Annotated in this window: 19 protein-coding genes; 9 read left to right on the forward strand and 10 right to left on the reverse strand. The window is 55.4% G+C overall.

Translation table 11 applies throughout. The annotated features are described in order from the left end of the window. On the reverse strand, positions 1–287 hold a 287-nt coding region (locus WCC56_RS10315), incomplete at its 3' end, for an MFS transporter (protein ID WP_424692280.1). Positions 288–403: 116 nt separating this feature from the next. On the opposite strand from WCC56_RS10315, the gene WCC56_RS10320 reads away from it, so the two are divergent. From WCC56_RS10320 to WCC56_RS10330, 3 genes are all read left to right on the forward strand, one after another. Further along, positions 404–1,264, forward strand: a complete 861-nt coding sequence (locus tag WCC56_RS10320) for a helix-turn-helix transcriptional regulator (RefSeq protein WP_424692281.1) — start codon at positions 404–406, stop codon at positions 1,262–1,264. A gap of 162 nt (positions 1,265–1,426) precedes the next feature. After that, the gene (locus WCC56_RS10325; RefSeq protein WP_424692282.1) at positions 1,427–2,299 is read left to right on the forward strand and encodes an NAD(P)-dependent oxidoreductase; all 873 of its coding nucleotides are present in this window, start codon (positions 1,427–1,429) and stop codon (positions 2,297–2,299) included. A 211-nt stretch (positions 2,300–2,510) separates the two neighbouring features. Then, the gene (locus WCC56_RS10330; protein ID WP_424692283.1) at positions 2,511–2,993 is read left to right on the forward strand and encodes an RrF2 family transcriptional regulator; all 483 of its coding nucleotides are present in this window, start codon (positions 2,511–2,513) and stop codon (positions 2,991–2,993) included. A gap of 258 nt (positions 2,994–3,251) precedes the next feature. On the opposite strand, the gene WCC56_RS10335 is transcribed toward WCC56_RS10330, so the two are convergent. Then, complete coding sequence (locus WCC56_RS10335; protein WP_424692284.1) at positions 3,252–6,413, reverse strand: efflux RND transporter permease subunit; 3,162 nt, start codon at positions 6,411–6,413, stop codon at positions 3,252–3,254. Positions 6,414–6,433: 20 nt separating this feature from the next. Further along, positions 6,434–7,597 (reverse strand): efflux RND transporter periplasmic adaptor subunit, encoded by a 1,164-nt coding sequence (locus WCC56_RS10340; RefSeq protein WP_424692285.1) that lies wholly within the window; start codon positions 7,595–7,597, stop codon positions 6,434–6,436. Between the two features lie 375 nt (positions 7,598–7,972). Here WCC56_RS10340 and WCC56_RS10345 point away from each other — a divergent pair, with 375 nt between their 5' ends. The 6 genes from WCC56_RS10345 to WCC56_RS10370 all read left to right on the forward strand — a co-directional run bounded on the left by WCC56_RS10345 (position 7,973) and on the right by WCC56_RS10370 (position 12,445). Continuing rightward, entirely contained in the window at positions 7,973–8,314 is a 342-nt protein-coding gene (locus WCC56_RS10345; RefSeq protein ID WP_424692286.1) for a helix-turn-helix domain-containing protein, read from the forward strand. 167 nt (positions 8,315–8,481) lie between these two features. Continuing rightward, a complete protein-coding gene (locus tag WCC56_RS10350; RefSeq protein WP_424692324.1) occupies positions 8,482–9,495 on the forward strand; it encodes an AI-2E family transporter in 1,014 nt (337 codons plus the stop codon). 161 nt (positions 9,496–9,656) lie between these two features. Beyond that, positions 9,657–10,610, forward strand: a complete 954-nt coding sequence (locus WCC56_RS10355; RefSeq protein ID WP_424692287.1) for an AEC family transporter — start codon at positions 9,657–9,659, stop codon at positions 10,608–10,610. A 142-nt stretch (positions 10,611–10,752) separates the two neighbouring features. After that, complete coding sequence (locus WCC56_RS10360; protein WP_424692288.1) at positions 10,753–11,673, forward strand: sugar ABC transporter substrate-binding protein; 921 nt, start codon at positions 10,753–10,755, stop codon at positions 11,671–11,673. Between the two features lie 33 nt (positions 11,674–11,706). Continuing rightward, positions 11,707–12,174: a ribonuclease domain-containing protein gene (locus tag WCC56_RS10365; RefSeq protein ID WP_424692289.1), complete on the forward strand. Its 468-nt coding sequence runs from the start codon at positions 11,707–11,709 to the stop codon at positions 12,172–12,174. A 1-nt stretch (position 12,175) separates the two neighbouring features. Then, a complete protein-coding gene (locus tag WCC56_RS10370; RefSeq protein ID WP_424692290.1) occupies positions 12,176–12,445 on the forward strand; it encodes a barstar family protein in 270 nt (89 codons plus the stop codon). A gap of 2 nt (positions 12,446–12,447) precedes the next feature. Here the strand turns inward: WCC56_RS10370 and WCC56_RS10375 are convergent, their stop codons facing one another. The 7 genes from WCC56_RS10375 to WCC56_RS10405 are packed head-to-tail and all read right to left on the reverse strand — an operon-like array spanning position 12,448 to position 19,983. Continuing rightward, positions 12,448–13,296 (reverse strand): VOC family protein, encoded by an 849-nt coding sequence (locus tag WCC56_RS10375; RefSeq protein ID WP_424692291.1) that lies wholly within the window; start codon positions 13,294–13,296, stop codon positions 12,448–12,450. A 16-nt stretch (positions 13,297–13,312) separates the two neighbouring features. Further along, a complete protein-coding gene (locus WCC56_RS10380) occupies positions 13,313–14,455 on the reverse strand; it encodes an amidohydrolase (protein ID WP_424692292.1) in 1,143 nt (380 codons plus the stop codon). Between the two features lie 8 nt (positions 14,456–14,463). After that, positions 14,464–15,564 (reverse strand): alkylhydroperoxidase domain protein, encoded by a 1,101-nt coding sequence (locus WCC56_RS10385; protein WP_424692293.1) that lies wholly within the window; start codon positions 15,562–15,564, stop codon positions 14,464–14,466. A gap of 12 nt (positions 15,565–15,576) precedes the next feature. Further along, positions 15,577–16,578, reverse strand: a complete 1,002-nt coding sequence (locus tag WCC56_RS10390) for a putative FMN-dependent luciferase-like monooxygenase (protein ID WP_424692294.1) — start codon at positions 16,576–16,578, stop codon at positions 15,577–15,579. Next, positions 16,575–18,194 (reverse strand): dipeptide ABC transporter ATP-binding protein, encoded by a 1,620-nt coding sequence (locus WCC56_RS10395; RefSeq protein ID WP_424692295.1) that lies wholly within the window; start codon positions 18,192–18,194, stop codon positions 16,575–16,577. The genes WCC56_RS10390 and WCC56_RS10395 overlap by 4 nt, the downstream gene beginning before the upstream one ends. Next, positions 18,191–19,042 carry an ABC transporter permease gene (locus WCC56_RS10400; RefSeq protein ID WP_424692296.1) on the reverse strand — a complete coding sequence of 284 codons (852 nt, stop codon included), beginning with the start codon at positions 19,040–19,042 and terminating at the stop codon, positions 18,191–18,193. Before WCC56_RS10400 ends, WCC56_RS10395 begins: the two co-directional genes overlap by 4 nt. Continuing rightward, positions 19,039–19,983: an ABC transporter permease gene (locus WCC56_RS10405; RefSeq protein WP_424692297.1), complete on the reverse strand. Its 945-nt coding sequence runs from the start codon at positions 19,981–19,983 to the stop codon at positions 19,039–19,041. The genes WCC56_RS10400 and WCC56_RS10405 overlap by 4 nt, the downstream gene beginning before the upstream one ends. Positions 19,984–19,985 lie beyond the last annotated feature (2 nt).

The following is a 19,985-nucleotide window of genomic DNA, read 5'->3' on the forward strand; positions in this document are numbered from 1 at the left end:
CCGCATAACAGCGAAGCAAGGCCAAAAACCACCACGCCAAGCGTAAATACCCGGCGGCGACCATAGTTGTCACCCATTCTTCCGCCCATCGCCAGACTCACGGCAAAGGCAATGCCATAGACGGCGACAATCAGCTCCAGCTGAATAGGCGAAGCGTGCAGGGTAGTTGACATGGCGTCCAGTGCCACGTTAACGATGGAGAAGTCGATCATTGGCAGAAGCTGCCCCGCCAGTAAAACCAGCAGCCCGCTGCGGCCAAGCATGGGTGAATCGGAGGCGTTATTCATCAGGGTAAACCTTGTCACAGAGCAGAATGAGGCATAGCATCAGCGATCTGTGAAACGGGTACCAGTTTTTGTTTATCAGGGTATAAATGCTACCTGTCTGCCCCGGAGACCCCGAAATGCCTGAGATTACTGTTATTCCTGTTGCCGAAAATAATCGACAGTTGCTGGGGGCGTTTTTACGCCGTCGGCGAGAGAGTCTTGACCCTAACCGTCTTGGGCTTCCGCGTATGCGAAACCGCCGTACGCCGGGGCTGCGGCGGGAAGAAGTGGCACAAATGGCCGACGTTGGCGTCACCTGGTACACGTGGCTGGAACAGGGAAGGGAGATTAAAGCCTCGAATAAAACGCTGACGGCGATCGCCTCAGCGTTACAGTGTAACGAAGCGGAAACTCAACATCTGTTTTCGCTGGCAGGTCATCAATACCCGGTTCAGGCGGCTGCCAGGGTTTGCGCTAAGGTGTCGGCTCACGGGCAAATCACGCTGGATGCGTTGCATCCATTACCTGCCGTTATTCAGTCTGCGCGCTTTGACATTATCGGTTACAACCAGGCCTGGCAGAAGTTAGTCAATCTGGATTTAGAGAGCATTCCACCGGAAGACCGAAACTGCATTTTACTGGCTTTCACCCACCAGGCCTGGCGTGACTCGATGCTGGACTGGGAAACAGTGATGCCGAATATGGTGGCCAGATTTCGCGCCCAGATGGGGGACAATCTTGAAGATCCGCACTGGAAATCGATGGTCGATCGTTTGCTGGCCTGCTCTGACGAATTCCGAAATATCTGGGAACGCTATGAAATCCGGGCAATAGAAAATCAGGTAAAACGCTTCTTCCACCCTAAAGTCGGGGCGCTGACGTTACGGCAGAATAACTGGTTCTCCGCGCCCAGAAATGGTGAACGTTTATTGGTTTATATTCCGGAAGATGAGATCAGCGCCGCGGCGTTGAGCCAGATCGCTTCTGACAGTAAATGAGCGCATCAAGCCTGCAATTTCAGCCGGTTATTAACACACTTTTACCAATTCAACGGGGCAGTAAGGGGTCTCAGACCGAGCATTCCTGTGCGCATTGCGCTACCCTGGTAAGTGAAGGCGGCCAGGCTGCCGCCCCCGTTTCTAACCATAAGGAATTCAGCAATGACTCAAAGTCCCACTGTTGCAGTATTAGGATTAGGCGCGATGGGCCACGCCTTTGCCGCTAATTTAGTGAAAAATGGCCTGACAACGTTTGGCTGGAACCGCACCAGGGCTCGTGGTGAAGACCTGCAGGGCGCAGGGCTGAAACTGACGGAGACCCCAGAACAGGCTGTAGAGCAGGCAGATGTGGTGATTGCCATGTTGGCCGACGCGCAGACCACCGAAACGGTGCTGGCGCAAGCGCAGGCTTCTTTAAAACAAGGGGCGATCGTGGTGCAGATGGGCACCATTGGCGTGGAATCTACGGAAAAATTGATTGCCACCTTCCTGCAGCACCGCCCAGATGTGGTGTTCCTGGATGCACCGGTCTCCGGCACCAAAACCCCAGCCGAAAATGCCCAGATTGTGGTACTTGCCAGTGGCGATCGTGAACACGCTGCCGCGGTTGAACCGGTGTTTGCCGCTATCTCTAAAGGCACCAAGTGGCTGGGCAAAGCCGGCGCGGCGTCGAAAATGAAGCTGGTAGTCAATGCGTGGTTGATCTCAATGGTGCAGGGCCTGTCAGAAAGTACGCAGATGGCAAAAGAGTTTGGCTTCACGCCTGACGATCTGTGGTCTGTGCTGGAAGGTGGCCCGCTGGCGGTGCCTTATGTAAAAGGCAAGCTTGAGATGATTAAAGAGGGAACTTATGACCCGCAAATGCATCTTACCTGGGCAGTGAAGGACGTTAACCTGGCGCTGGCCGCGGCGAAAAACAGCCAACTGCCTGGCCTCACTTTAATTTCAGATGTCTGGCAGGATGCTGTGGATGCCGGCTATGGCGAGAAAGATTTATCGGTCATTTACCGCTATCTTAGCGAAAAATCCGGCTAAAAAGCGGGCCGATCGGCGATCGGCTCTGCCATAATCCCCTAAAAATCATACTGATATGGGGAATAGCAGTAATCGCTTAGGCGGAACCTTCTAAAGTGCAACAGTATTTGTTATATTAACCACGTAGTGTTTTTACTAGTTGACTGATTTTTAATGCTTTTTAAGACCGCCGCAAACACGGTGATGCACAGCTAAAAGCAAGGATCTGAACATGCTTGATATTCGTTTTCCTACAGCCTTACAAATGGTGCTCTGTGTGGCCCACGCGGAGCGGGAAGGTAAACGCAGCACCAGCAAAATTTTGGCGATGGGCCTTGAGGCTAACCCAAGTTTTGTGCGCAAGATGATGGTGCCGTTGACTCGCGATGGCATTATTGTCTCCACACTTGGCCGAACCGGGACTATCCGTCTTGGACGTCCGGCAGACGAGATCACCTTGTGTGATATTTACACGTCGGTGTTGGAAGACAAGCCGCTGCTGGCAGGGCGCCCTGAAGTGCCGGCCCGCTGTCTGGTGAGTGCTAATACCTGTTGGTTTTTCAAAGAACTGGCGCGAGAAGCTGAACAAGCTTCCCTGGACGTGCTGGCTAAACGCACTGTGGCCGACGCGCTGAGAGAGATTTTTGAGCGCGACAGGCGTAACCCGGAAGGCAGCTGCGAGGCAACAAGAACCCGCGAAGAAGCTGAATCCTGATGGAACCCCGCGGTAAAAAAGAAACCGGACATCGTTAAGATGCCCGGTTTTTTTATGTCTGAACCCGAGCCGGAAAGCCCCATGCGGATTGCCGCGGGAAGAGATGCGGTTGCGCTAATGAACGAGTGATCGTAACGCAGGGAAAACAAAAAAAAGCCGGACAACATAACGATGTCCGGCTTTTGCGTTGAGGGGGTAACCGTTTAAAAAGGTTTGATGATTAACCGGGACAAAAGCCTTCGCCCCAGTTAAGACGGCTTAGCCTTCAAAGGCCGGTTTGTTTTCTGCTGCGGGTTCTTCATGTTTCACCAGCTTGCGCAGGGCAACATAGAACACAGGCGTCAGGAACAGACCAAACAGCGTAACGCCCAGCATGCCGGCAAACACGGTAATCCCGGTTACGGTACGCACTTCTGCACCGGCGCCGTGGCCCAACATCAGCGGGACAGTCCCGGCGATAAAGGCGATTGAGGTCATCACGATTGGGCGAAGACGCAGGCGACAGGCTTCCAGCGCGGCCTGAACAATCGTCCGGCCCTGCATCTCCAGTTCGCGAGCAAACTCAACGATCAGGATGGCGTTCTTACAGGCCAGACCCATCAGCACCACCAACCCAACCTGCACAAAGACGTTATTATCGCCGCCGGTCAACCAGACCCCAAACAAGGCGGAAAGCATGGTCATTGGCACGATAAGGATTACCGCCAGCGGCAGCGTCCAGCTTTCATACAAGGCAGCCAGCACCAGGAAGGCCAACAGCACGGCCACCGGGAAGACGATAATCGCCGCATTACCCTGCGTAGACTGCTGATAGCTCAGGTCGGTCCACTCAATGTTCATGCCGTTAGGCAGGATCTGGTCGGCAATTTTCTGTACCGCCTGCATCGCTTCGGCAGAAGAGAGCACACGCGGATCGGCATCGCCAATCAAATCTGCCGCCGGGAAGCCGTTATAGCGGATCACCGGATCGGGCCCATAAGTGGTGCCGATATGCACCATGCTGCCAATCGGCACCATTTCCCCGTTAGCGTTTCGGGTGCGCAGGTTGGCAATATCCTCAATGCTGTCGCGGAACTGACCGTCAGCCTGAGCATAGACTTTCCAGGTACGACCAAAGCGGTTGAAGTCGTTCACATACGACGATCCCAGATAGGTTTGCAGCGTACCAAACAGATCGGTTAACGCCACGCCCTGAGCCTTCGCCTTATCACGATCGACCTGCGCATCTAACTGCGGCACGTTAGCCTGATAAGTAGAAATCGGGAAGTGCAGGCCAGGCGTTTGCATAATCGTTCCGGCCATCCCATTGGCGGCATCCTGCAGCGCACCGTATCCCAACCCCGCACGATCCTGAATATACAGCGAATAACCCGCCCCCTGGCCCAGACCAAGGATCGGTGGCGGCATAATCGAGAAGGTGAAGCCTTCCTGAATCTGCGCCAGCTTTGAGTTGATTTCAGCGTTAATCTCAGCGGCGGAACGTGTGCGCTGGTTCAGCGGTTTCAACGCAAAGAACACCGTGCCAGTATTCGGCGTGTTGGTGAACTGCAACGCGTTAAGACCAGGGAAAGCCACCGCGTCGGCTACACCTTCGGTGTGTAGGGCGATATCGCTCATCTGACGAATCACTTTATCGGTGCGCTCCAGCGACGATCCTTCCGGCATTTTCACGCCACCAATCAGGTAGAGCTTATCCTGAGTGGGGATAAAACCAGCCGGAACCGCTTTAAACATCACCCCTGCGCCAATCAGCAACAGAATATAGACGCCAAAAACCGAGCCTCTGCGCTTAAGGATACGGGAAACGCCACCCTGATAGCGCTCAGAGTTACGATTAAAGAAGCGGTTGAACGGGCGGAACAGCCAGCCGAATAAAGCATCAATGATCCGGGTAGGGCGATCCTTCTTCGCATCGTGCGGCTTCAGTAACAAAGCAGCCAGCGCCGGAGAAAGCGTCAGGGAGTTAATGGCTGAGATCACCGTTGAAATGGCGATGGTGACCGCAAACTGCTTGTAAAATTGTCCGGTCACGCCCGACAGGAATGCCATCGGGACAAACACCGCACAAAGCACCAGCGCAATGGCGATGATCGGACCTGAAACTTCACGCATCGCCTGATGCGCAGCCGCTCTGGGAGCCAGGCCTTCTTCAATATTTCGCTCGACGTTCTCCACCACCACGATGGCATCATCGACCACAATGCCGATCGCCAGCACTAACCCAAACAGGCTTAGCGTGTTAAGCGAGAAACCTAGCAGATAGAGTATGGAGAATGTCCCGACTACCGAAACCGGCACCGCCAGCAACGGGATAATCGACGCGCGCCAGGTTTGCAGGAACAGGATCACCACCAGCACCACCAGCAGAATCGCTTCCAGCAGGGTATGCAGTACTGAACTGATCGAATCACGCACAAAGATGGTCGGGTCGTAAGGGGCTTTCCACTCCACGCCATCCGGGAAGCGGGTCGCCAGCTCCGCCATTTTTGCCCGCACCGCGTTCGACAGATCGATAGCGTTGGCGCCAGGTGCCTGGAAGATACCAATCCCTACCGCATCTTTGTTATTCAGCTGCGAGCGCAGGGCGTAACTGCCTGACCCCATTTCAATGCGGGCCACGTCACGCAGGCGAACAATCTGTCCGTCATCGCCGCTTTTCAGGATGATGTTGCCGAACTCTTCCTCATTCTGCAGGCGTCCCTGAGCGTTGATCGACAGCAGAAAATCGCTTTTATTCGGCATGGGCTCAGCACCCAACTGACCGGCAGAAACCTGGACGTTCTGCTCCTGGATCGCCGCCACCACATCACCCGCGGTCATGCCACGAGCGGAAACCTTGGTCGGATCCAGCCAGATACGCATCGCATACTCACCGGCACCGAAGATCTGCACCTGGCCAACGCCCGGCAGACGAGCCAGCTCATCCTTCACCTTCAGCTGCGCATAGTTACGCAGATACAGTGAGTCGTAGCGGCCAGAAGGTGAGTCCAGATGGACGACCAGCGTCATAGTCGGCGACTGTTTCTGCGTGGTGACGCCCTGACGGCGCACATCCTCAGGCAGACGAGCCTCGGCCTGCGCCACACGGTTTTGCACCTGAACCTGAGCCTGATCGGGATCGGTTCCCGGGCGGAAGGTCACGGTGGTCACCAGCACGCCATCCGAACCGGCAATCGATTTCATGTACATCATGTTTTCGACGCCGTTGATCGCTTCTTCCAGCGGCGTAGCCACCGTTTCAGCAATCACTTTCGGGTTAGCGCCTGGGTATTCAGCGCGAACTTGCACGCTGGGTGGCACCACATCGGGATATTCACTGATCGGCAGCAGCGGGATGGCAATCAACCCGGAGACGAAAATCAGAATCGACAGCACGGCCGCAAATATCGGTCGGTCGATAAAAAATCTGGAAAAATCCATAACAGTTCCCGCAGCTCGAATTAAAGGGAGGCTGGCGCCATAGGCACCGTTTTGGCGTTAACCGGCATCCCCGGCATAAAGACTTTTTGCACGCCGTCGACAATCACCCGATCGCCTGAATTCAGCCCGTGCTGCACAATGCGCAGGCCGTTAGCCATCTGGCCGGGCTGGATATCGCGTCGCTGTGCTTTATTCTGTGCATCAATCACCCAGACAAATTTGCGGTCCTGGTCAGTCAGCACGGCTTTATCATTGACTAACAGGGCAGGGAAGTCGGCGCGGCCAGGTAACTGCACGCGGGCGAACAAACCTGGGGTATACAGTCGCTGGCCGTTATCAAGCAGCGCGCGCATACGGATGGTGCCGGTGCTGGCGGTCAGTTGGTTATCGGTAAAATCGACGGCCCCGGTGTGCGGATAGCCCTCTTCGCCAACAAGGCCAATTTTCACCGGCAGGGCATGATGCGCAGTCGCTGCGCTCTCTCCTTCACGGCTGATCCTTTGATAGCGCAGGAAAGTGGCTTCATCGACGTCGAAATAGACATAAACCGTGTTCAATGACACCAATGTTGTCAGCACGCTGCTGCTGTCTCCGGCGGTGACCAGGTTACCTGAGGTAATCATGGCCCGGCTGGCGCGGCCATCAATTGGCGCGGTGACTTGCGTAAAGTCGAGGTTCAGTCGCGCCATATCGACAGCCGCCTGCGCCGCCAGCACGTTAGCCTGCGCCTGAGTCGAAGCCGAACGTCTCTGTTCCCATACCTCACGCGAGATCGCCTGGGTGCCAATCAACTTTTCCGTCCTTCCTGACTCGCTGCGGGCCAGCTGTGCCTGCGTTCTGGCACTGGCCAGATCGGCCTGAGCACGTTCCAGCTCAGCGCGATAAGTCCGGTCATCAATGGTGAACAGCACGTCGCCTTTTTTAACTTCCTGGCCTTCGGTGTAGTTCACTTTATCGATATAGCCGGTTACGCGAGGGCGCAGTTGAACGCTTTGTACCGCTTCAATGCGGCCATTGAAGTTATCCCACTGGCTAACGGTTTGTTGCTGAACCTCGGCCACACTGACCTGCGGGGCAGGCGGTGCGCTCTGTTCAGCCCCTTTAGAGTCACATCCCACCAGCCAGAAGGCGGAGAGAAGCGGAAGCGCGGTAAGGCTCAGGCGCGATGAGGTGATTGGTTTCATGGTTGATAATCCCTGTTGCAGATGCTGACGACGTGAAAAAAGGAGCACGGCATAATGCATAAAATGTACTTATGATAAGTACACTAAACACAGGGAGTGTAAGGAGAGGGTAAATTAAGTGCAAGTGTTATTGTTGCTTTTAGCATTTTCTTGTCAACACGGGTATCAAAATGTTAACGGCAAGAAAATGGGGTGAGGCGAAGGCGATAACGAGGAGAGTGCCAGCGAATCGCATTTAATGCAACAATTAAACTTGCATTAAGCGGGCGGCTGCTTTAACTTGTTGGAACTGCATTCATTACAGTTACCTTTTACCCTGCTGCAGGGAAGAGGTCAAGCCGGGCCAATAACAAAAAGCATTAAAGGGGAAGAGCAATGAGCCATGATGATTTTATTACCGATCTCGTAAAATGGATCGACACCCACATTGAAGGGAAAATGGATCTGGATACCGTGGCCGATCGTGCCGGTTATTCGAAATGGCACCTGCAACGGATGTTTAAGCAGCATACCGGCTATGCCTTAGGGGAATACATCCGTGCCCGCCGTCTGAAAAAATCTGCAGAGCGCCTGGCAGCGGGGGGTGAGCCAATTCTGGACGTGGCCATTTCCTTTGGATTTGATTCCCAGCAGTCGTTTAACCGCAGCTTCAAACGTCAGTTTGGCCAGTCTCCGGGCGCATGGCGTCGTCAGGTGCAGGTTAGCGCCTGTTCATAATCTGCGCACCTCTTCAATAGCGGGCGTCTCAGCCCGCTGTGAACCCTTCAAATAGTCCTGCCTGAACCTAAGACTCGTCCTGTTTAATCCGCCTGTTAGCCTCATCGCATTGTATACTGTCTGAATCACGCTGATTTTTATTACTTTTCAGACAGGATTTGTCATTGATGTGGAAACAGAACAAGCAGGGTTGGTGCGAGGTTGCCAGTTATCTACTGATTTTCGCCGCACTTTTTATGATTTTTCCGTTACGCCTGCTGCCCTGTTTTCTGGCCGGATTTATCGTCTACGAAACTATCCTCGCGCTGACACCCTGGGTTGAGCGGCTGGTCAAGGGCCCGATTGCCCGCTGGATCATCATCTTTTTCCTGACCGTGGTCATTCTGCTGGCGCTGGTGGTTGGCGTAAGCAAACTGATTGGATTCCTGCTGAATGATTTCCAGAACCCTGCGGCATTTCATGCGGCGGCAAGCAAGCTGCTGGAAGATGCGCAGCGAACCCTTTCTCCTGTCGTTTCCCGCTATTTGCCCGCCGATATTGATGAACTGCAGCATCAGGTTGTGACCTGGCTACGTGAGCATCTGGTGGTGGTTCAAACCTTTGGCCGTTCAGCGGCGCATACCTTCGCCACGATGTTGATTGGCATGTTGCTGGGGGCGATCATCTCACTGCGTATCAGCAGTGTTGATAGTCAGGATGCGCCACTGCGCCATGCGCTTTTGGAACGTCTGACCGTGCTGGCTGACTCCTTCCACAATGTGGTGTTCGCCCAGATCAAGGTCTCACTGGTGAACACGGTCCTGACTTGCGGTTTCCTTTTCGGCGTCCTGCCGTTATTTGATTTACACTTCCCGTTTGGTAAAACGGTGGTCGTCCTGACCTTTGTCGCGGGTTTGCTGCCGATTATTGGCAACCTGATCTCCAACACGGTGATTGTGCTGATCGGCCTGTCGATTTCCCTGGAAGCGGCAGTGATCTCGCTGGTGTTCCTGATGCTGGTGCATAAGCTTGAGTACTTTATCAACGCGCGAATTTTTGGCTCCAGGATCAATGCCAAAACCTGGGAAATCCTGCTGGCGATGCTGGTGTTTGAATCTGCCTTTGGCCTGGCGGGGGTAGTGGCTGCGCCGGTCTATTACGCCTACCTGAAAAGTGAACTGCGGATTGCCCGGTTGATTTAATGCTGCTGATGGGTCTGATATCAGGCCCATCAGGCATCTGCACAAACGGCTCACCCCTGGCCGGGTTCCCCGGCCTTTTTCATCCTCTTAATCACATCAAGGCTTTACGTAGATTCCCATCGATCTTATGGTAGGGAAAACGACTGACAGTTGAGCCCTCCATGCCTGCGCTTTTGGACACCTTGTTGCACCAAATCCTGCTTTCTATGCCGCTGTTTATCCTGATTGCTTTGGGCTGGCTGCTGGTCCGCTGGCGAAAATGGCCCGACAGCATCAGCGAAGCATTGAACCGCGTGGTGTTCAAAATTGCGCTTCCCGCCATGTTATTCAGGCTGATGAGTGACTTCAGCAAAAGCCCCCCGGTCGATGCCCGTTTACTGATCGCCTTCTTTGGCAGTTGCCTGATAGTGTTTGTGCTGGGCAGGGTGATTGCCACTCGCGTATTCAAGCTGGATGGCATCTCGGGATCGGTCTTTGCGTTGGGCGGCATCTTTTCTAATAACGTCATGCTGGGATTGCCGATTGCCACGGTAATGCTGGGTGAAAAGGCCATTCCCTCCGTGGCGCTGGTGTTGGTGTTCAACGGTCTGATCCTGTGGACGTTGGCTACGGTTTCCGTTGAATGGTACAAGCATGGCGCGCTCAACCTGAAAGGGTTTGGCAAAACGGCGATCGGCGTGCTGAAAAACCCACTGATTATTGCCATCCTGTCTGGCACCTTATTCAGCCTGAGCGGTATTCCGCTGCCGCAGATGATAGAGATTCCCGTCAGCATGCTGGGCACCATCGCCGTGCCACTGGCGCTGGTGGCATTAGGGATGAGCCTTGCGGCGTATCAAATGAAAGACGGGTTGAAAGAGAGTTACGCTATCTGCCTGCTGAAGCTAATCGTCCAGCCGCTGATCATCTGGGGGCTGGCGGTGATGATTGGTCTGCCGCCGCTGGAAAGTAAAGTGGTGGTGCTGCTGGGGTCAATGTCGGTTGGGATTAACGTCTATCTGATGTCACAACAGTTCAATGCCTTAACCGGCCCGGCCGCGACCAGCATGCTGCTGTCGACCATTTTCTCGGCGGTGACCACGCCAGTGCTGCTGCTGTTAATGGACCTGGCTTGACGAGGAAGTGTGAGCCAGCTGGCGGAACCGGAGTGAGAGGCTTGCGGTAAGTTCATTTATTTCATTATCTTCTTGTATCGGTAATTTCGTTTCGTTTGACGCTGGAGCGAGGCTGGCCGATCCTTACCCCTGGAGAATAATAATGAAAACCTGCAAAGTCCTGCTGTTAGTCGCTTCACTGAGTTGTTCCACCGCCGTTCTGGCCGAAACCATCGGCGTTTCAATGGCCTATTTTGACCAGAACTTTCTGACAATCATTCGCCAGTCGATTGATAAAGAAGCCAAAGCCCGCGGCATCACCGTGCAGTTTGAAGATGCGCGGGGAGACGTGGGCAGGCAAACCGATCAGGTGCAAAGTTTCATCAGCGCCGGCGTTGATGCCATCATCGTCGATCCCGTTAACTCGGCAGGAACACCAGCGATGACCAAACTGGTCACCTCTGCCAACATCCCACTGGTCTACGTCAATCGCACGCCTGGTGATGTCAAACTCCCACCTGGTGTGGTCTTTGTTGGCTCCGATGAGAAGCAATCCGGCACCTTGCAGATGGAAGAGCTGGCTCGACTGGCAAACTATCAGGGCAAAGTGGGCATTATGATCGGTAATCTGACGGATGCGGGCGCTATTCAGCGCACCAAAGACGTGGAGCAGGTTGTCGCTAAGTACCCGAAAATGAGCGTGGTACAGAAACAAACTGCTAATTACTCCCGCAGTGAAGGGATGGATCTGATGCTGAACTGGATCACCAACGGCGAAGAGATCGACATTGTGGCTGCGAACAATGACGAGATGGCCATTGGCGCGATTATGGGTCTGCAGCAGGCCGGTAAAAAAGACAGTAAAATCCTGATTGGCGGCATTGATGCCACACCGGACGGGCTGAAAGCGATGTCGACGGGCAAAATGCAGGTGACCGTTTTCCAGGACGCTATCGGCCAGGGTAAAGCCTCAGTGGACGTTGCGCAGAAGATGATCAAAGGCGAAAAGCTGGACTCGTATTACTGGATCCCGTTTGAGCTGGTGACGCCTGCGACGTTGCAAAAATACGTTGATAAGGAATAGACGTTAAATCTGCCGGCGCGGTAAACTCCGGCGATGAATAAAAAACTGATTATCGCGGCGATCCTCGCCATTGTGGCCACCGCCGCAGGGTTACGCCACCCGTCCAAAGCGCCTGCTCAGCAGCAGCAGGCGTCACAAACCGCTTCCCAGACTGACAGCAGCAGTGATATCAGCACGCTGACCGAACAACAGCGCGTGGCGGACTATCTGCACCAGCATCAGCGCCTTCCCGGCTATTACCTGACCAAAGGTGAAGCCAGAAAACAGGGTTGGGAACCTTCCAAAGGCAATCTGTGTAAGACCCTGCCAGGTCGGGCGATCGGTGGCGACCGCTTTTCTAACCGTGAAAAAGTCCTGCCAGAAAAGCAGGGCAGACGCTGGTTTGAAGCGGACGTGAATTATGACTGCGGACGCCGTGGAAGCGACCGCATGCTCTACTCCAGTGACGGGTTAATCTACGTCACCAAAGACCATTACCGCCACGTCGATCAGGTCTACTGAAATGCACACCATCAGCTTCGATTTTGACCATATTGCCGACACAGCTGAATTTTACCGCCAGTTTTGCGAAAAATTCGCCATTGATATGGCATTTGGAAACAATCTGGATGCGCTGTGGGATGCGCTAACCGGCATGATCGAACTGCCGGCGCGCGTCACGCTTCGTCATCTGACGACGCAGGCTAATCCTCAGCAGTTTGACGGCGTGATTGCCGTTCTGCGTGAGGCCGAAGAGGCTTCTGCCGGGAAGTTCAGCTTACGTATCCGCTAACGCTATGGATGGAAGCGCAGGGCAACATCAAAGCCCTGCTGCGGTTCGACCACAATAGCGCCCTCAGTTTCCCTGAAGTGCAAATCTCCCTGAAGCAGGGCCGCTTTTACCTTCGCCAGATCCTCGGTCTGGAAACTCAACGCCGCCATGCGAGCCGAGCCGTCATAGTTATCCGGTAACGACTGGAAACGGGTCCGCACATACTCTTCGGTAGCAAAGCGCACGCTGGTCACGCCAGCCTTCAGTAAAAATGCGCCTTCCTGGCAGGCTTTAAGACTATTTGTGCCAAACAGTCTGCTGTACAAAGAGGCCACAGAAGCCGGATCCTGCGCAACAATGACAAACTCGCTGATGTTCTTCACGCCGTTCGGGTGCGTTTGCCACGCAGGCTGCCAGACCGCTTCAGGCGTTAAATGCTGACAGAAAAAGCTGCGGCCATCAGCAATCAGCGACGGGCGGATCCGCACGGTGCGAAACTTTGCTTCAGACACCGTCCCATCAGGCAACGTCACCGGCCGGTGAAAAGAGGCGGGTTCATCACCGTCTAAATCCTGACGCAACAGGTGCTTATAATCCTGATCGGCATCTTCTGTTTTCCACACCAGGCCACTCAGCCCCGGTGAAGCCTGCCAGAGGTCGGCACGGCTGGCCTTTTTGCCTTTTTCATAGCCCAGCAGTTCCAGGTAGTTTTCACCAAATATCGCCAGGTGATTGCTGGATCCAAGAGAATGATGTCCACGCTCAGTCAGGTGAAAACCCAGCCTGCGGTACAGTGCGCTGGCGGCATCTAACTGGTCGGTGACGTTAATAACCACATGATCAACAACAGCCTTGGGGGTAGGGACAGACATAATCGCACTCCTGGTTTTATTCTTTAGCCGCAATCAACGTTAAGGCGCGGGGGACCAGCTGGGTGAAATAGCTGACGGCTGACTCCATGATCTGTTCATTGGGATCAAAGCCGGGGTGATGCAGGCCAAACTCGCTTGCACTGCCGATGCTGACAAAGACGCCCGGCACATGGTGCAGATAGAAGGCAAAATCCTCACCGCCCATCTGTGGCGTTGCTGCGGCTTCAGCCTCAAAGCCCGTCTCTTTCGCCAGCGCCAGCGCGAAGTCAGCCCACTCCGGCGTATTGACCAGCGCGGGTGGGCCTTCCGTCCATTCCAGTTCTGCTTTTGCCCCAAAGCCACCAGCAATGCCTTTGATCAACGCCGCCATTTTCTGCGGAATGTCAGCACGGATGTCTGCATTGTGGGTTCGCACGGTTCCTTCCAGCTCCACGCTCTGCGGCAGCACATTCCAGGTATTTCCGGCGGTAAAGCGGGTGACGCTGACCACGACCGACTCCAGAGAACTGAACGTGCGACTTGGCAGGGTTTGCAGTGCGGTGACGATCTGGCTGGCAATCACGATTGAATCAATCCCCTCATGCGGTCTGGCAGCATGGGCACCTTTGCCTTCCAGGCGGATCACAAAGCGGTCAACGTTGGCATAGAACGGACCCGCGCGGGTTTTGAAGCTGTTCAACGGCAGATCTGGCGCATTATGCATGCCAAAAATAGCCTGTACGCCGTCCAGCACGCCAGCTTCTATCAGCTGTTGCGCGCCGTTAAAGGTCTCTTCAGCGGGCTGAAACAGGATGCGCACCCGGCCAGTCAGTTCGGCTTCCTGCTGCTTAAGCTGATGAGCCACGCCGAGCATCACTGAGGTATGAATATCATGACCGCAGGCGTGCATCACGCCAGGATTTGTTGAGGTCCAGGGGTGAGAAACCGCCTCGTCTATGGGCAGCGCATCGATGTCGGCTCTGAGAGCGATCAGCGGTTCTCCCTGACCGATTTCAGCCACCACACCGGTTTTCAGCTCAAACGGCAGCAGACGAATATTGCCTTGCTTCAGCCAGGCGGTGATACGTTCCGTGGTGGCGAATTCCTGATTCGACAACTCCGGGTATTGATGCAACTCACGGCGCCATTGCACCAGTTGGCTGGAGGGTAACGAAGTCATACAGATCCTTATGCGTCAGAAGGTAAAAAGGGCTCGCCAAGCGTCAGCATCAGGCGGTTAGCCCAGGCGAAGAAGGCGCTGGACTGGATCACATCCAGCAGCGAAAGGGTATCCAGGCCTTGCTTTTGCAAAGCGGAAATCTGCTCAAGTGTGGCCTGCTGTGGGGTGACGGAAAGGGCGGCAGACAGGTCGATAATGGCGGCCCAGCGCTCGGACTGGCCTGCGGAAAGCGAAGCGCCAGGCGCCACGCCGATCAGTGTTTCTACCGACTCAGACTGTTTCGACAGCTGGCTGGCTTTGCGTGCATGCACAGAGGCGCAGAAGATACAGCCGTTGACCTTGCTGACCACGGCGGCCGCCAGCTCACGATCGGCACGGGGTAACCCGCCGGAGGTGAAGAAAATGCCTTTGTCGGTGAGTGTCCGTTGTTCCAGTACCGGTAAATTGCGGGCAAGAAGCCGGAAATAATCCGACTCGGAATGGCCAAACCTGGCCAGAATAACCTGCTCTTCAGCGGAGAATTCCGCCAGCGGTTTAGCGGCCAGCCAGGGTTCCCAGCCCAGCTCCTGCTGAGTAAATTTCGTCGGTGCTGTTTTACCCCTAAGGGTTTTGGCCGCATCGTGCCATTTACCGGCAACCACAGGCTGAGGTGCCGCCGCCGACTCTTTGCCCTGCAACAGCTGTAATCCGGCCAGCAGGCGACTCTGGAAATTGATAAAAGAGATCAGCTGTGACAGTGTCACGATTCCGCGCGCAGTCCAGCCCGCGTCCTGCAAGGCCTGAAGATGCGCTGGTGTGGCGTTTACCGGTTCAAATGTCAGCAAATGCGCATAGTCTTTTGCCCGTTCATGCCGGTTGGTGTTGCCAAAGGAGCCAGCCTGCTGCTGGTAATGGGCCTGCAGCGAAGGTTGAGCATTCCACCCCGCTACCAATGCCGCCAGGGCGAAGCGTTCAGCCAGCGGGAAATCTTCATCCTGTTGAGTAAAGATCACCTCATAGCTCCCCTGCGCGTGGCGGGTTGCCGCTTCCCGTGTATGACGAGCCTGGGCAAGGTCAGAATCAGGCGCAATATCCGCCAGCGAAGCCAGTAAATCATTGGTACTGGTCATGACGTTCTCCGGTTAAGGTTTCAGGGTTCTTAGCTGTGGAGCAATATGCTCAGCAATCAGCTCAACAGAGCGCAGCGTGTCGACGTGCGGGGGTTCAACGGAGTGAACCTGGAATGAGATATCGGTGACGCGTGACAAGACGCTGTCCTGCAACAGCGAAGCCGTAACCTGCTCAGCGTTGCCAACGTGGGCGTCAACCTGCAGTAAATAGTCGTCAAAACTGTCGCCACGCAGCGGTTGCCCGGAAGCTACCGACTGTCTCACCTGGGCTCGAATACCGGGCTCAGCCAGCTTACGGGCGTAATGATCTGAATCTGCGACAAATGCTGTTCGGGAAGCGAGGATCCTAGGTTCCACGTCAGCCGGCAGCGCTTCCAGATAGGCATCAATCATCGGGTTTTGCAGGGCATCCAGCGGCAGATTGGGCTGGTTAACCGGACGAGGCTGAGTGCGTGAAAGCATCAATCCATGGCCGCTTTTTGCCGCTCGTATTGCGCCTTCAACCGAAAATGTCGCAATCCAGACGCGTTGCGCTAGGTGAGGAGCAGGCGGATAAAGATGGTTGTCAGGATGCGCCAGAGAATCGCCACGCCAGGCGCTGAGCAGGGTATGCAGGTTCTCCGCGAAGGCATGACCACGCTGTTCCAGGGTCAAGCCAAAAGGCAGGAATGAAGTGGGAGTGCCGCCAGAACCCAGCCCAATTTCCAGCCTGCCGTCTGCCAGCAGGTCGAGCACGGCGGCGTCTTCAGCCACGCGCAGGGCATTTTCCAGGGGCAGAGTAATGATTGCGGTGCCCAGACGGATGCGCTGCGTATGGGCGGCTACGTGGGCCAGAAACACCAAAGGAGAAGGCAAACCGCCTTCATCTTCATGAAAATGGTGCTGAGCTATCCAGGCACTGTCAAAACCCAGGCGCTCAGCGTGCTGGATTTGTTCCGTTGCAAGCCTGTAGCGCTCTTTGGCCGACCCTTTATCCAGCAGGCGGGTGAAAAAGCCGATGCGTTTAACCTTCATGAGAATTCCTTAACCGGCGTCGAATACACGGGGATCGCGGCTAACAGCTCGCGAGTATAGGGATGCTGCGGCGCAGCAAAAAGAGTGACAACGTCACCTGACTCCACCACGTCACCGGCCTTCAATACGGTCAGCGTGTCGGCAATCTGCCGAACCGTAGCCAGATCGTGGGTAATGAACAGGTAGGTCAGACCTTGTTCAGCCTGTAACTGCTGAAGAAGCGCCAGAATCTGCGCCTGTACCGTCACGTCCAGCGCGGAGGTGGCTTCATCCAACACCAGAATTGAGGGCTGCAGGATCAGCGCGCGCGCCAATGCCACACGCTGGCGCTGACCGCCAGACAACTCTCTGGCGCTGCGGGATAAGATGTCTAAGGGCAGCGCAACACGCAGCGTCACCGCTTCCACACGCTGACGGCGCTCGTCACGGCTTAAACGATCGAAGTTGAGCAGCGGCTCTTCAATAATACGAAACAGCGTTTGCCGGGGATCTAACGAAGCAAAAGGATTTTGATAGACGAACTGAATGCGACGGCGCAACTGGCGTAAAGACTCGCCTTGCAGGCCGTTCACTGCAATCCCGTCCAGCGTTACGCTGCCGCTGTCTGATTGCTCAAAGCCCAGCAGGATCCTCGCAAGGGTGGTTTTACCGGAACCAGATTCGCCGACAATGGCGTGCGTGGTGCCCCGTGCAACGTCAAAACTCAAGCTGTTTAAGGCCTGAAGCTGCTGAGTTTTCCCCAACGCAAAGCGCTTACTGATGTCTGAAGCCTGAATGGCTGGCGCAGAGAATCGTCGCTGGTTTCTTTGATCCCGCTGGCGAGGTCGCGGCAGGGCATCGGCCAGCAGTTGACGCGTGTAAGCCTGCTTCGGCGAGCCAATGACCTCGGCGGTAGGGCCTTGTTCCTGAATCTCGCCGTTGCGAAACACAATGACGCGATCGGCGCGCTCGGCAGCCAAAGCCAGGTCATGCGTCACAAACAGCACGGCAGTGCCGGACTCACGGCGTAGCTGGTCGAGCAGGTCGAGGATGCGCTTTTGCACGGTGACATCCAGCGCGCTGGTCGGTTCATCGGCAATAATGATGTCCGGCTCCAGCGCCACGGCGATGGCAATCAGCACGCGCTGCTTCATCCCGCCTGAAAGCTGATGGGGATACTGGTTGAAGCGCTGCTCAGGATGGCTCAGGCCAACTCGCGTCAACAGGTCAATCACCTGCTGCTTACGCTCCGTGCTGGCGGATAAGCGGTGAAGACGCAAAATCTCCCCGACCTGTTCCCCAATCGTTTTGACCGGATTCAGCGAGTTGCCAGGATCCTGCGGCACCAGACTGATGCGTGCTCCCCGCACGCTGTCCAGCCGCTTTGAAGACCACTGGCTGATCTCTTCGCCATTCAGCAGGATCCTGCCTTCGTCACGGCGGCCATTTTCAGCCAGCAGACCAATAATCGCCTGAGCGGTGGTGGTTTTACCGGACCCTGATTCGCCCACCAGCGCCACCATTTCCCCTTTGTTCAGCTGAAAACTGACCTGGTGAACCACCTCTTTCCAGGCCGCGCCGCTGCGGTAGCTCAGGCTGAGCTGTTCAACGTTGAGTAATGCGGAGTGAGAACTCATTTCCGTCCTCCGGAAAGTTGCTGGCTGATGCGGTTAGCAGAGAGCACCACGAACACCACTACCAGACCAGGGAACGTCGTCAGCCACCAGGCGGTAGCCAGATAATTGCGGCCTTCGGCGATCAATAATCCCCATTCAGGTGCTGGCGGCGGAGTGCCGTAGCCGAGAAAACTCAGGGTAGAGAGTGCAAGGATCGCCTGACCAAACTGCAAGGCGGCATAGGCGATAACCGGGGCCAGCGCGTTGGGTAAAATATGGCGCCACAGCACGGACAGGAAGCGTCCGCCGCTGCCAAAAGCCGCCTCGACATAATCGCTGTGGCGAATTCGCACGACTTCACCTCGTGCCAGACGGGCAAAGCTGGCGATGGAAGCAATCCCGACCGCCATCGCCGCGTTTAGCGTGCCAAAACCTAACAGGATCAATACGCTTAACGACAGCAGCAGAGAGGGAATGGACAGCAGTACGTCAACTGTGCGCATGGCCAGTGATTCCGTTTTGCCGCCAACTGCCCCTGCCAATACGCCCAATGCCGTGCCAAACACCAGCCCCATAGCCACGGCCAGCAACGCGGCAGACAAGGAGTGCGAGGCGCCATAAACAATGCGGGCAAACACATCGCGGCCAAGCTGGTCGGTTCCCAGCCAGTGTCCGGCCTGCGGAGCCAGCCGTTGGGCTCCGGCAATCCCTTCAACCGCGCTGTAGCTGGTCAGCAAACCAGGGAACAGGGCGGCGATCGCCGCCAGCAGCATCACCAGCCACGCCAGCCACAGTCCTGGTTGGAGGTTCCATACAGGACGAACTGACTGGGTTTTTTGCCGTGCGGTAGCAAAATCGACAAGGCTCATACGGCACCTCTGGTGACAGTTTGCAGACGGGGGTCAAACAGCGGCATTAACAGATCGACCACCATATTGATCAGCACAAAGCTCAGTGCCGAAATCATCACTACAGCCTGTAACACCGCGACATCCTGATTATTCACCGCCTGCTGAGTGAGCTGGCCCAAACCGCCCAGACCAAATACCGTTTCGGTAATCAGCGCTCCGGCTATCAGTTCGCCCAGCAGCAATCCGGCAACGGTCAACACCGGCAGCATGGCGTTGCGTAACACATGCCGCCATAACACGTAGGTTTCGCTGGCCCCCTTGGCGCGAACGACCGCGACAAAGGGTCTTGTGACCACATCGTCGATGCTGCGCAGCAGGATTTGGGCAAGCGGGGCGGAGATAGGGATCGCCACGGTGATCACCGGCAGGATCAGCCCTTCCACTGGAGAAGGGTTAATCACCGGTATCCACCGCAACTGGAAGGAGAACAGCTGAATTAAGGCAATGCCCAACCAGAAGGTAGGAATTGAGATAAACAGCACCGGAACAGACTGCAACAGATTGCGCAAGCTGCGCAGCGCTGGGATGCGTGACAAAGCCGCCAGCACAAAAGCCAGCACCACCGCCAGAACAAATCCGCTGCCTGCCAGACGAAGCGTCTCTGGCAGGTTACTTTTCAACTGTTCGCTTACTGGCACTCCTGCCTGCACTGAATAGCCAAAATCGCCTTTCAGCATCGCGCCAAGGGTATGCAGATACTGTTGCCATAAAGGACTGTCTGCGCCATAAGTCTGACGCATCTCGGCGATTTGTTGCGGGCTCAGGCCAAGATCGGGATTCTGAAATTTAATCAGGATCGCATCGCCAGGCAGCACTTGCAGCAGCACAAAAGAGAGCGTAAAAGCCGCCCAAAGCACCAGCAACCCATGCCCGACCCGATACAGCAGATACTGGCTCATGC

Source organism: Erwinia sp. (assembly GCF_049696395.1).
In the GTDB taxonomy this organism is placed as follows: Bacteria; Pseudomonadota; Gammaproteobacteria; order Enterobacterales; family Enterobacteriaceae; genus Erwinia.